This is a genomic window from Brevundimonas albigilva (assembly GCF_023573565.1).
GTDB classification, from domain to species: Bacteria; Pseudomonadota; Alphaproteobacteria; order Caulobacterales; family Caulobacteraceae; genus Brevundimonas; species Brevundimonas albigilva.
The window spans coordinates 3,183,351-3,195,501 of sequence record NZ_CP097649.1 but is presented as its reverse complement, the minus strand read 5'-3'; the positions used below and the strand labels follow the sequence as shown (position 1 = coordinate 3,195,501).

At 69.8% G+C, this 12,151-nt stretch carries 14 protein-coding genes; 10 read left to right on the top strand and 4 right to left on the bottom strand.

All coding sequences use genetic code 11. The features are described 5' to 3' along the window. Positions 1–19 precede the first annotated feature (19 nt). From hrcA to arfB, 4 genes are read left to right on the top strand one after another with little or no spacing between them, the layout of a single operon-like run. Positions 20–1,090, top strand: a complete 1,071-nt coding sequence (hrcA, locus tag M8231_RS16010; RefSeq protein ID WP_250201935.1) for a heat-inducible transcriptional repressor HrcA — start codon at positions 20–22, stop codon at positions 1,088–1,090. Next, positions 1,087–1,731 (top strand): nucleotide exchange factor GrpE, encoded by a 645-nt coding sequence (gene grpE, locus M8231_RS16005; protein WP_249749251.1) that lies wholly within the window; start codon positions 1,087–1,089, stop codon positions 1,729–1,731. Before hrcA ends, grpE begins: the two co-directional genes overlap by 4 nt. Positions 1,732–1,756: 25 nt before the next feature. Next, the gene (locus tag M8231_RS16000; RefSeq protein ID WP_249749250.1) at positions 1,757–2,215 is read left to right on the top strand and encodes a YaiI/YqxD family protein; all 459 of its coding nucleotides are present in this window, start codon (positions 1,757–1,759) and stop codon (positions 2,213–2,215) included. After that, on the top strand, positions 2,212–2,613 hold the full coding sequence (gene arfB, locus M8231_RS15995; protein WP_249749249.1) for an alternative ribosome rescue aminoacyl-tRNA hydrolase ArfB: 402 nt from the start codon (positions 2,212–2,214) through the stop codon (positions 2,611–2,613). Before M8231_RS16000 ends, arfB begins: the two co-directional genes overlap by 4 nt. Here the strand turns inward: arfB and nth are convergent. From nth to M8231_RS15980, 3 genes are read right to left on the bottom strand one after another with little or no spacing between them, the layout of a single operon-like run. Further along, on the bottom strand, positions 2,610–3,299 hold the full coding sequence (nth, locus tag M8231_RS15990; RefSeq protein WP_249751897.1) for an endonuclease III: 690 nt from the start codon (positions 3,297–3,299) through the stop codon (positions 2,610–2,612). The two genes, arfB and nth, sit on opposite strands and share 4 nt — an antisense overlap. A 59-nt stretch (positions 3,300–3,358) precedes the next feature. Further along, positions 3,359–4,771, bottom strand: coding sequence for a bifunctional glutamate N-acetyltransferase/amino-acid acetyltransferase ArgJ (gene argJ / locus M8231_RS15985; RefSeq protein WP_250201934.1), 1,413 nt, complete (start codon positions 4,769–4,771; stop codon positions 3,359–3,361). A 1-nt stretch (position 4,772) separates the two neighbouring features. Then, positions 4,773–5,702 (bottom strand): peptidylprolyl isomerase, encoded by a 930-nt coding sequence (locus M8231_RS15980; protein ID WP_250202634.1) that lies wholly within the window; start codon positions 5,700–5,702, stop codon positions 4,773–4,775. Between the two features lie 246 nt (positions 5,703–5,948). On the opposite strand from M8231_RS15980, the gene secA reads away from it, so the two are divergent. The 4 genes from secA to M8231_RS15960 are packed head-to-tail and all read left to right on the top strand — an operon-like array spanning position 5,949 to position 10,588. Beyond that, positions 5,949–8,798, top strand: a complete 2,850-nt coding sequence (secA, locus tag M8231_RS15975; protein WP_250201933.1) for a preprotein translocase subunit SecA — start codon at positions 5,949–5,951, stop codon at positions 8,796–8,798. A 55-nt stretch (positions 8,799–8,853) separates the two neighbouring features. Beyond that, positions 8,854–9,135, top strand: a complete 282-nt coding sequence (locus M8231_RS15970; protein ID WP_249749248.1) for a ribbon-helix-helix domain-containing protein — start codon at positions 8,854–8,856, stop codon at positions 9,133–9,135. Then, positions 9,132–9,431 carry a type II toxin-antitoxin system RelE/ParE family toxin gene (locus M8231_RS15965; RefSeq protein WP_249749247.1) on the top strand — a complete coding sequence of 100 codons (300 nt, stop codon included), beginning with the start codon at positions 9,132–9,134 and terminating at the stop codon, positions 9,429–9,431. Before M8231_RS15970 ends, M8231_RS15965 begins: the two co-directional genes overlap by 4 nt. Next, complete coding sequence (locus M8231_RS15960; RefSeq protein WP_250201932.1) at positions 9,428–10,588, top strand: aminotransferase class V-fold PLP-dependent enzyme; 1,161 nt, start codon at positions 9,428–9,430, stop codon at positions 10,586–10,588. The genes M8231_RS15965 and M8231_RS15960 overlap by 4 nt, the downstream gene beginning before the upstream one ends. 22 nt (positions 10,589–10,610) lie before the next feature. On the opposite strand, the gene M8231_RS15955 is transcribed toward M8231_RS15960, so the two are convergent. Continuing rightward, positions 10,611–10,787, bottom strand: a complete 177-nt coding sequence (locus M8231_RS15955; RefSeq protein WP_249749246.1) for a YegP family protein — start codon at positions 10,785–10,787, stop codon at positions 10,611–10,613. A 172-nt stretch (positions 10,788–10,959) separates the two neighbouring features. Here M8231_RS15955 and M8231_RS15950 point away from each other — a divergent pair, with 172 nt between their 5' ends. Together M8231_RS15950 and M8231_RS15945 are read left to right on the top strand one after the other, a co-directional pair. Continuing rightward, positions 10,960–11,676, top strand: coding sequence for a glutathione S-transferase N-terminal domain-containing protein (locus tag M8231_RS15950; protein WP_249749245.1), 717 nt, complete (start codon positions 10,960–10,962; stop codon positions 11,674–11,676). A 64-nt stretch (positions 11,677–11,740) separates the two neighbouring features. Continuing rightward, the gene (locus tag M8231_RS15945) at positions 11,741–12,139 is read left to right on the top strand and encodes a DUF3597 domain-containing protein (RefSeq protein ID WP_249749244.1); all 399 of its coding nucleotides are present in this window, start codon (positions 11,741–11,743) and stop codon (positions 12,137–12,139) included. Positions 12,140–12,151 lie beyond the last annotated feature (12 nt).

The window sequence follows — 12,151 nt, the reverse complement described above, 5'->3', positions numbered from 1 at the left end:
CGGTGCTTATCCTGAAACCATGAGCCTGATCCACCCCTCGGCCAGCCTCGCCGCCCTGGACGAGCGCGCGCGCGACATCTTCCGTCGCATCGTCGAGTCCTATCTGGACACCGGCGAGCCGGTGGGGTCGCGCACCCTGTCGCTGGGCGGGGTGGCGCTGTCGCCCGCCTCGATCCGCAACACCATGCAGGACCTGACGCTGGCGGGCCTGCTGGCCTCGCCCCACGCCTCGGCGGGGCGGATCCCGACCCATGCGGGGCTGCGGCTGTTCGTGGACGGCCTGCTGGAGATCGGCGACCTGAGCCAGGAGGAAAGGCGCGAGATCGACGGGCGCCTGGCCGGGCGGGGTCGCAACTTCGAGGCGGCGCTGGACGAGGCCTCCAATCTTCTGTCGGGCTTGGCGGGCGGCGCGGGCGTCGTGTCCAGCCCGGTCCGCGAGTCCGGGGTCAAGCACGTGGAATTCGTGGCCCTGGGCGGCGACCAGGCGCTGGCGGTCATCGTCGCCGACGACGGCACGGTGGAGAACCGGATCATGACCCTGTCGGCGGGGGTCACCCCCTCGACCCTGGTCGAGGCGTCCAACTTCCTGAACGCGCGCCTGCGGGGCCGCCCCTTCGCCGACGCCCGCCGCGAGATGGCCCGCGAGCTGGAGGCCGCCCGGGCCGAGCTGGACCAGACCGCCGCCCGTCTGGTCGAGGACGGCCTGGCCGCCTGGTCCGGCGGCCCGGACCGCGAGCGCGCCCTGATCGTGCGCGGCCGCGCCAATCTGCTGCAGGACCGGGACGGCCTGGCCGATCTGGAGCGGGTGCGGGTGCTGTTCGACGACCTGGAGCAGAAGGAGCAGCTGATCGGCCTGCTGGACGGGGTCGACGCGGCCCAGGGGGTCCGCATCTTCATCGGCGCGGAAACGCGCCTGTTTTCACTTTCGGGTTCCGCCGTGATCGCGGCGCCCTATATGAGCGGCCGGCAGCGGGTCCTGGGCGCCATCGGCGTGATCGGACCCGCGCGGTTGAACTACGCCCGTGTCATCCCGTTGGTGGACTATACCGCCCGGGTGCTGGGCCGGATGCTGGACGGGAACGACAAGTGAGCGACAAGCCCCTAAACGACGAAGACTTCACCGAGCTGGACGCCGATCAGGCCGAGGCCAACGCCGAGCACGGCCTGGACTCGCATCCGGGCGACGACCTGGCCCCGCTGGACGCCGTCATCGCCGAGCGCGACGAGTGGAAGGACCGCGCCCTGCGCGTCGCCGCCGAGATGGAGAACCTGAAGCGCCGCTCGGAGGCGCAGCAGAACGACGCCCGCGCCTTCGCCATCCAGCGCTTCGCCAAGGACCTGCTGGGCGTCGCCGACAACCTGGAGCGCGCCCTGATGGCGGCGCCCAAGGACGCCGACGGCCCCGCCGCCGGACTGGTCACAGGGCTGGAGATGACCCAGAAGTCCCTGCTTCAGGCGTTCGAGACCAACGGCCTGAAGCGCGTCGCGCCCCAGCCAGGCGACGCCTTCGACCCCCACCTGCACCAGGCCATGATGGAGCAGCCGTCCGACACGGTTCAGGGCGGCGCCGTGCTGCAGACCATGCAGCCGGGCTTCGAACTGTTCGGCCGCACGGTGCGCCCGGCCATGGTGGTGGTCGCCGCCAAGGGATCGGGCGGCGGCTCGGCGGGCGGGGGCAACCCCTATGCGGCCGCCCCGGCGTCGGGTCAGACGTTCGACGGCAAGGCCTGACGGCGCCGCCCGCCGCGCCCTGTCCATGCCCACGGTCCTCTACATCGACGCCGACGCCTGCCCGGTGAAGGAGGAGGTCTATCGCGTGGCGCGGCGCTACGGGCTGAAGACCTATGTGGTCTCCAACGGCTGGATGCAGGTCCCGCGCGAGGCGTTGATCGAGCAGGTGGTGGTCGACGCCGGCCCCGACGTCGCCGACGACTGGATCGCCGAGCGGGCGGGGCCGGGCGACGTGGTGATCACCGCCGACATCCCCCTGGCCGACCGCTGCCTGAAGGCCGGGGCCCAGGCGCTGAAGGCCAACGGCCAGCCGTTCACGCCCGATTCCATCGGCTCGGCCCTGGCCGGGCGGATGGTGGGCGAGCACCTGCGGTCGATGGGCGTGGCGACCTCGGGCCCGCCGCCCTTCTCGGCCGCCGACCGCTCGCGCTTCCTGCAGGCCCTGGACCAGGCGGTGGTCAGGGCGCGCAAGGCCGTCCGATGACGACGATCCCGGAAGAGGAACTGGAGTTCCGCTTCTACCGCGCCGGCGGGCCGGGCGGCCAGAACGTCAACAAGGTCGCGACCGCCGTGCAGATGCGCTTCGACGTCGGGAACTCGCCCAGCCTGGCGGAGGCGGTCAAGGCGCGGCTGATGAAGCTGGCGGGCAGTCGGCTGACGCTGGACGGGGTGATCGTCATCAGCGCCGTGCGGTTCCGCACCCAGGAGCGCAACCGCGCCGATGCGATGGAGCGGCTGCAGGCGATGGTCGACCAGGCCTCGGTCCGGCCGACCTATCGCGTGCCGACCCGGCCGACCAAGGCGTCCAAGGAGCGGCGGCTGAAGGCCAAGACGACGCGCGGTTCGATCAAGTCCGGCCGAGGCAAGCCGTCGCTGGACTAGGTTCGCGCCTCGCCCAGCGCCTGCAGCCCCGCGCGCGAGGGACACAGGTCGGCGATGACGCAGGCCGGGCAGTTGGGCTTTCGCGCCGTGCAGGTGTAGCGGCCGTGCAGGATCAGCCAGTGGTGCGCCTTGGGCAGCCAGTCCTCGGGCACGACGCGGAACAGCTGGGCCTCGACCTTGTCGGGGGTGGCGGCGTTGGCCAGGCCCAGCCGGTGCGAGACGCGGAAGACGTGGGTGTCGACCGCGATGGCCGCCTCGATCCCCAGCTCGTTCAGCACCACCGACGCCGTCTTGCGGCCGACGCCGGGCAGGGCCTGCAGCCCCTCGCGCGTCAGCGGAACCTCGCCGCCGTGCTGCTCCAGGACGATGCGGCTCAGCGCGATGACGTTCTTGGCCTTGTTCCGATAAAGGCCGATGGAGGCGATGTAGGGGATCAGCCCTTCCTCCCCCAGCGCCAGCATCTTCTGCGGCGTGTCGGCGACCTTGAACAGCCGGTCGGTCGCCTTGTTGACCGAGACGTCGGTGGCCTGGGCCGACAGGGCGACCGCCACCACCAGGGTGAAGGGATTGCTGAAGTTCAGCTCGGTCTTAGGATCGGGCATGACCCCGCTCAGCCGCTCGAAGATCGCCTCCACGCGGTCGGGGTCGGGCGGCCAGCCCAGCACGGGGATGGCCGCGCCGGTCATCACCGACGGACGGCGCGGCGCCGGTCCGGCCTTGCGCCTGGCGGGGGGCTTGCCGGCCACTAGCTGCGGTAGTCGCCGTTGATCTCGATGTAGCCCTTGGTCAGGTCGCAGGTCCACACCGTGGCCGAGGCGCGGCCCGAGGCGACGTCGACGGTGATGTCGATCTCGGGGTTCCTCATATAGGCGCTCATCTTCGCCTCGTCGTAGGTCGGGGACGGGGCGCCGTCGATCGCCGCCTGGTGCGGGCCGAACTTGATGGCCAGGCGGTCGCGGTCGACCGGCTCTTCGGTCTTGCCCACGGCCATGACGACGCGGCCCCAGTTGGCGTCCTCGCCGGCGATGGCGGTCTTGACCAGGGGGCTGTCGGCGATGGACTTGGCCAGCTTGCGGGCCGAGGCGGGGCTGGCGGCGCCGTCGACCGTGACCTTGACGAACTTGGTCGCGCCCTCGCCGTCGCGCACCAGCTGGTGCGCCAGGTCCAGCATGACCTTGTCCAGCGCGGCGGAGAAGCTCTTCAGCCGCCGGTCGCCCACCCGTCCGATCCGCGGCGCGCCCGAGGCGCCGGTGGCGAACAGCAGGCAGGTGTCGTTGGTCGAGGTGTCGCCGTCCACCGTCACGCTGTTGAACGTCGTGCGCACGTGCAGGCCCAAAAGGGCGCGCAGGACGTTGGGATGGATGTCGGCGTCGGTGACGATGAAGGCCAGCATGGTCGCCATGTCCGGCGCGATCATGCCCGACCCCTTGGCGATCCCGGCGATGCGGACCTTGTAGCCCTCGATCTCGGCCTCGGCGTAGGAGCCCTTGGGGAAGGTGTCGGTGGTCATGATCCCCCGACCTGCGCGCGCCCACTGTTCGGTGGGCGGCACGTCGCCGTCCAGGGCGTGCTCGACCTCGGGCAGGCGGGCGACGATCTTCTTGTCGTCCAGCACCACGCCGATCACCCCGGTCGAGGCCAGCATGACGTCGCGCTGGCGGCAGCCGAAGCGTTTGGCGACCTCCGAGGCGGTGCGGCGGGCGGCGTCGGCACCGGCCTTGCCGGTGAAGGCGTTGGCGCAGCCGGCGTTGACGACCAGGGCGCGCACGTCCTTGCCGCCCTCGCTCGCGCCCAGCTGCTTCTTGCACCAGTCGACCGGCGCCGACCCGATCTTGTGGCGGGTGAAGACCCCCGCGCAGCTGGTTCCCCGCGCGAAGCGGAACACCACCAGGTCGTCGCGCTCGTGCTTGTAGAAGCCGGCGCGGGCGGCGGCGATCTCGACCCCGCCGATGGGCGGAATGGCGGGGAAGGGCACGGCCAGGGGCGAAATCTTCAGGCCCGGCTTGCCGGCCGGCGGCGGGGCGGCGGCGGGCTCGGCGGCGGCGGGCGCTCGCGTCGCCCGCTTCAGCGCCGAGGCGAAGGGGTCCAGGGCCTTTTCGAACGCCTGCTCGATCTTCTGGCTGGCCTTGGGGCCGGGCTTGCTCGGGGTCTTGGACATGTCAGGCGGCCGGGGCGGGAGGGGAGGGGGCGGGCGCGGCGGAGGGGGGCGGCGCCGGCGATGCGGGCGCGGGCGCGGGCGGGGCGGCGGGCGTCAGCACCTCGACCCGGGCCTTGCCGCGCAGCTGCTCCAGCAGCTGGCGCACCCCCTCATAGGTCAGATAGCGCACGATCTGAGGACGCGCCTGCTCCAGCGTCGGCGGGTTCTCCTTGCGTCGATCCTCGATCTTCAGCACGGCCCAGCCGCCCTCGGTCTCAAACGGGCCGACCACGGCGCCGGCGGGCTTGTCGCGCAGGGCGTCGGCGTAGGCCTGGGGCAGGACGTCCAGCGTCGAATAGCCCAGGTCTCCGCCGGAGAAGCGCGTCGCCTCGTCGATGGAGCGTTCCGTGGCCACGGCCTCGAACCCGGCGCCCTGGGCCAGGACGCCGACCACCGCATCGGCCTCGGGCTTGGTGCGCGACAGGATCAGGCGCAGCCGATACTCCTCGGACGACCGCGCCAGCCGCAGCTGTTCGTTGTAGAGGCGCTGGACGTCCTGGTCGGTGACGGCGTCGTTGACCACGCTCTCGACCAGCATGTCGCCCAGGATGCGTTCGCGCGTCGCCTCCAGCCGCCGCTGCGCCAGGGGCGAGGCGTCCAGCCGGCGCCGTTCGGCCTCGCGCGCCAGCAGCTTCTGGTCGATCACCTCGTCCAGGACGCGGCGGAACAGGTCCGAGGCGGGATCCAGCGGCTCGCCCTCGCCGACCAGCCCCTGGGCCACGGCCTCGCGCCGCACGTCGGAGGCCCAGATCGTTCGGTCCTGCACCCGCGCCACGGCCTGGTCGCCCTTTTCCGGCGGCGCGTCCTCGCCGCCGCGCGAACAGGCCGACAGGGCCAGCGCGGCGCTCACGGCGGCGATGGCCAGGAAGGAGAACGGTCGCCGGACTGGGATCAAGGGGGCGCTCCGTCGCTGGGGCGAGAAGGCCCTCGCGTTGACAGGGATAAGGCCGGTGCTTAAGTCCCGCCTGCGCCCAAGTCGAGGGGTTTTGATCGTCTGCGCGGCCCTTCGCGCGCGCCCGTGGCGGCGCTTTCGAGGGTCGCCGCCGGTCCGGGCCTCTCCCGCGGCGTCCGTATCGCCGCCCCCCTTCAGGGATTCCAGAGCCGCTCCTTCGACGCTCGACCGCCTATCGGACCCACCATGCTCGGCTTCGCCAAGAAACTCTTCGGCTCTTCCAACGATCGCAAGGTCAAGGCCTTCCAGGACCAGGCCCAGCGCATCAATGCGCTGGAGCCCAAGTTCGCCGCCCTGTCGGACGACGAGCTGCGGATGATGACCGACGCCTTCAAGGACCGGCTGAACGGCGGCGAGAGCCTGGACAAGATCCTGCCCGAAGCCTTCGCCGTGGTGCGCGAGGCGTCCAAGCGGGTGCTGGGCCAGCGCCAGTACGACGTCCAGCTGGCCGGCGGCATGATCCTGCACGAGGGCGGCATCGCCGAGATGCGGACCGGCGAGGGCAAGACCCTGGTCGCCGTGGCCCCCGTCTATCTGAACGCCCTGACCGGCAAGGGCGTGCACGTCATCACCGTCAACGACTATCTGGCCCGGCGCGACGCCGAGACCATGGGCCGCGTCTATCGCTTCCTGGGGCTGGAGGTCGGCGTCATCGTCAACGGCCTGTCGCAGGGCCAGCGCCAGGCGGCCTACAACGCCGACGTCACCTACGGCACCAACAACGAGTTCGGCTTCGACTATCTGCGCGACAACCTGGTCTATGACCGGCGCGAGATGGTGCAGCGCCCGCACAACTTCGCCATCGTCGACGAGGTCGATTCCATCCTGATCGACGAGGCGCGCACCCCGCTGATCATCTCGGGCCCGACCGAGGACCGTTCGGACCTGTACAAGGTCCTGGACGGCCTGGTGAAGGAGCTGATCAAAGACAAGTCGACCTACGACCTGGACGAGAAGCAGAAGCAGTCGCTGCTGACCGAGGAAGGCTCCGAGCGCATCGAGGAGATGCTGGAGAAGGGCGGCTATTTCGCCGCCGACACCACGGGCCTCTACGACGCCGCCAACATCAGCCTGGTCCACCACGTCAACCAGGCCCTGCGCGCCAACACCCTGTATCAGCGCGACAAGGACTACATCATCAAGGGCGGCGAGATCGTCCTGATCGACGAATTCACCGGGCGGATGATGACCGGGCGGCGCCTGTCCGAAGGCCTGCATCAGGCCATCGAGGCCAAGGAAGACGTCAAGATCCAGCCCGAGAACCAGACCCTGGCCTCGGTGACCATCCAGAACTACTTCCGCCTCTACGAAAAGCTGTCGGGCATGACCGGCACGGCCGCGACCGAGGCGCAGGAATTCCTCGACATCTACAAGATGGACGTTCTGGAGGTGCCGACCAACCGGCCGATCCAGCGCAAGGACTTCGACGACGAGGTCTATCGCACCCACGCCGAGAAGAACCAGGCCATCGCCAGGCAGATCGCCGAATGCCACCTGGCCGGACAGCCGATCCTGGTCGGCACGGTGTCGATCGAACGCTCGGAACAGCTGTCGGACCTGCTGAGCCGCTATGAATACAAGGTCGAGGTTTCGCGCACGCTGAAGCCGGAATACGCCGGCAAGGCCAAGGAGGCCGAGAAGGTCGGCGACGCCGCCTATGACATCGTCTGGGAGACCAGGCTGCGCGGCATCCCGCACAACGTGCTGAACGCGCGCCAGCACGAGCAGGAAGCCTATATCGTCGCTGACGCGGGCCTGCCCGGCGCGGTCACGATCGCCACCAACATGGCCGGCCGCGGCACCGACATCCAGCTCGGGGGCAACCTCGAGATGAAGATGCAGAAGTGGCTGCTGGACCAGCGCAACCTGGCCGTCGAGGTCACGCCCGAGATGGAGGCGGCCAAGGAGGCCGAGTTCAAGGCCGAGATCGCCGTGCTGAAGGAACAGGCCCTGGCCGCCGGCGGCCTGTTCGTCCTGGGCACCGAACGCCACGAGAGCCGCCGCATCGACAACCAGCTGCGCGGCCGCACCGGCCGCCAGGGCGACCCCGGCGTGTCGAAATTCTACCTGTCCTGCGAGGACGACCTGCTGCGCATCTTCGCCGGCGACCGTCTGGACTCGATCATGAAGACGTTCGGCGTGGGCGAGGGCGAGGCCATCACCCATCCCTGGCTGAACCGCGCCATCGAGACCGCCCAGAAGCGCGTCGAGACCCGCAACTACGACATCCGCAAGAACCTGCTGAAGTACGACGACGTCGTGAACGACCAGCGCAAGGCCGTGTTCGAGCAGCGCCAGGAGTTCATGGACTCCGAGGATCTGTCGGAACTGGTCGGCGACTTCCGCCGCGACGTGGTGTCCGACCTGGTCGAACGCTACATGCCGCCCAAGGCCTATGCCGAGCAGTGGGACATCGACGGCCTGGACGAAAAGGTCCGCTCGACCCTGGGGCTGGAGCTTCCGCTGCACGACTGGGCCGCCGAGGAAGGCGTCTCCAACGAGGAGATCGAGGAGCGGCTGCTGGCCGCCGCCGACGCCCGCGCCGCCGAACGCCTGGAGCAGATCGGCGCCGACCAGACGCGCGGTCTGGAAAAGCAGTTCATGCTGCAGATGATCGACATGCAGTGGCGCGAGCACCTGGTCCACCTGGACCACCTGCGCGGCGTCATCGGCCTGCGCGGCTATGGCCAGCGCGACCCGCTGAACGAGTACAAGACCGAGGCCTTCTCGCTGTTCGAAAGCCTGCTCTATGACCTGCGCCACAACGTCACGCGCTGGCTGATGACGGTCGAGTTCCGCTTCCAGCCGCCGCCCGAACTGCCCGAGTTCCAGGAAATCCACCTGAACCCCGGCACCGGCGAGAACGAGATGGCCAATCCGGCGGCGCAGAATCCGGAAGGCGCGCTGATCGGCGACGACCGGTCCAGGCTGCCGGTCGAGATGCTGCCGGCCGGCTGGGAGATGACCGGCCGCAACTCGCCCTGCCCCTGCGGCTCGGGCCGCAAGTTCAAGCACTGCCACGGCGCGCTGATCTAGGGCGGGCTTGCGCGTCGAAAAGGCATCGCCGATCTTGACCATGAAGGAGATCGCGATGGGACGTCACGAACGCATATCGACCGATCTTCCGGACTATATGGTCAGCGAGCTTCGTTCGGCCGTGGAGTCCGGAGAGTTCGCCTCGACGGACGAGGCGGTGCGCGAGGCCCTGACCCACTGGCTGGGCGCGCGCGCCATGGGCGCCGTGACGGCCGAGGACCTGCGTGTCGCCCTTCAGCGCGAGGTCGAAGGCCCGGGGCGTGACGCCGACGCCGTGTTCGACCGGCTGGAGGCCCTGTGCGGCGACCGGATCGAGGCGAGCGAGCGCAAGGCATGAAGCTGGTCTTCTCGCAAGGCGGCGAGAGGGACCTTGAACAGATCGTCGACCACATCGCGCGGGACAATCCGCGCCGCGCCCTGAGCTTCGTCAGGGAACTCCGCGCCGCGGCGCGGGCCCTGGTCCGAAACCCCGAAGGGCGTCCCGGGGCGAACTTCGATTCCCGCATCCGCCGGTCGGTTCATCGCGGTTACAATCTCTACTCCGCCATTCTTCCGGGCGAGATTCGCATCCTGGCCGTCATCCATGGCTCACGCGCGGACGACGCCGTCCTGTTCGATCTGGTCAAACGATGAACCGCAAGTCCCTCTTCTCCCGCGCGCTGGCCCTGTCGCCCGGGCGGCTGCATTTCGCCGCGCACAGCCACCATCTGTGGCCGGACGCCAGCTTCGAGGCGCAGCAACAGGCGTGGCTGGACGCCAACCGGCACGCCGACCGCAAATGGGATCTGGTCTTCGACGCGGTGATCCCCGAGGCGCAGCGCCAGGTGGCGGCGGAACTGAACCTGCCGTCGCCCGACAGCATCGTCTTCTCCTCCAACACGCACGATCTGCTGTTGCGGGTCTTCTCGGCCTTCGAACGCGGGCCGGTGCGGATTCTGTCGACCGACGGGGAGTTCCATTCCTTCCGCCGCCAGGCGGACCGCTGGGAGGAGGCGGGCCAGGCGGTGGTGACGCGCGTGCCGCTGCAGCCGTTCGACACCTTCGCCGAACGGTTCGTCGATGCGGCGCGGGCGGGGGGGCATGACTGGATCGTGGTCAGCCAGGTCTTCTTCCGCACCGGCGGCCTGTTCGACCGCATCGGCGACCTGGCGGCCCTGGCGCGGCCCCAGGGGCCGTGGGTCCTGGTCGACGGCTATCACGGCTTCATGGCCACGCCGACCGATCTGTCGGCCGTAGCCGACCGGATATTCTATGTCGCCGGCGGGTACAAATACGCCATGGCCGGGGAGGGCGCCTGTTTCCTGCACGCGCCGGACGGGTTCGCGCCGCGGCCGGTCGTGACGGGCTGGTTTTCCGAGTTCGGCGACCTGTCGGGGCCGCCAGGCGGGGTGCCGTACCGCAGCGACGGCGGCCGCTTCTGGGGCGCCACCTTCGACTGTTCGGCGCTGTATCGCTTCAACGCCGCGCGACGCGCCCTGGCCGGCGCGGGCCTGGACACCGCCGCCGTCGCCGACCATGCGCGGACCCTGGCCACGATGGTCCAAGAGGCGGTCCAGGCGGGCCGGGCCGGCCCCCTGTCGGAGGCCGAAATCCTCAACCCCGTTCGGGGCGATGCGCCGCGGGCCCGCTTCCTGGCCCTGCGCCATCCCGACGCCGCGGCCTGGCGCGCCCGGCTGCTGGAGGCGGACGTGGTGGCCGACGTGCGCGACGACGTGATCCGTTTCGGCTTCGGCCTGTATCAGGACCAGGCCGACGTCCAGGGCCTGATCGCGGCCGCCCGCGCCCTGTAGGACGCAGGCGGCCGGGGCGGGGTCAGGCGGCGTCCTCGACCGGCGCGTCGCCGACGTGCTTCTTGATCGACTCGATCGCGCGCTTGGCGCCCGACTTGTCGGAATAGCCTTCGGTCGAGAAGATGACCTCGGAATTGTACTTGAAGCGGACGCGGAACTCGCCCGCCTTGTCCTGATAGACTTCGAACTTGTGAGCCATGCGGCGTCTCCGTTTGCGGCGCCCCCGATCGGGCCAAGGCCAAGCTGGCATGGGCGGCCGCGTCGTCAAACCCCGAATGCGCGCTTTCGAACACAAGGGCGCGAGCGCGCCGCCGGGCGTTGGCGGATCGGGCGCCAGCGACCACATGACCCGGGCAGATCAAGGAATCCCCATGACCGACCTTTCCGCCTTTCCGATCACCACGCGCTGGCCGGCGCGCCATCCCGATCGCCTGCAGCTCTATTCGCTGAACACGCCGAACGGGGTGAAGGTCTCCATCATGCTGGAGGAGATCGGCCTGCCCTATGAGCCGCATTTCGTCGACATCACCAAGAACGAGACGTGGGGGCCGGAATTCCTGTCGCTGAACCCGAACGGCAAGATCCCCGCTATCCTGGATCCGAACGGGCCCGACGGCCGGCCGCTGGCCCTGTTCGAATCCGGCGCCATCCTGCTCTATCTGGCCGAAAAGACGGGCCGGCTGCTGTCGACCGATCCGGCCGAACGCTATCAGACGATCCAGTGGGTCATGTTCCAGATGGCGGCCATCGGGCCGATGTTCGGCCAGCTGGGCTTCTTCCACCGCTTCGCCGGCAAGGACTATGAGGACAAGCGCCCGCGCGACCGCTATGTCGCCGAGAGCCGCCGCCTGCTGGGCGTGCTGAACGACCGTCTGGCCAATGACGCGGGAACGCCGCGCGACTGGATCATGGGCGACTATTCCATCGCCGACGTCGCCGCCCTGGGCTGGGTGCGCAACCTGGTCGGCTTCTACGAGGCGGGCGAGATCGTCGGCTTCCAGGATTTCGCGAACGTCGCGGCCTGGCTGGAGCGCGGCCTGGCCCGTCCCGCCGTCCAGCGCGGGCTGGAGATTCCGGCCCGTCCGTGAAACCGGCCTGAACCACAGCCCGTCGGTCGCGTTGTCTCGCCACATCCAACCAGGAGCGCGACCGATGGGCATCTTCTCTTCGATCTGGAACAAGATCACCGGCCACAAACCCAAGGCGGCGCCGAAGCCGGCCCCGGCTCCGACAGCGACCGGCGCGCCACCCACGCCCAGCGCCGGGCCGGTTCCCACCGCCCAGCCGTTGCCGCCCGTCGACGTCGAGGCGGTGCTCAGCGACCTGGCGGAATCGAAGGGCGGCGGCGGCAACTGGCGCACCTCGATCGTCGACCTGCTGAAGCTGCTGGACCTGGATTCCAGCCTCGCCGCCCGCAAGGAACTGGCCGAGGAGCTGAACGTCCACGCCGGCGAGCACGGCTCGGCCGAACAGAACATCGCCCTGTCCAAGGCCGTCTGGAAGAAGCTGGCCGAGAACGGCGGCCAGGTCCCGGCCTCGCTCCGGGACTGATGGACGGGCGTC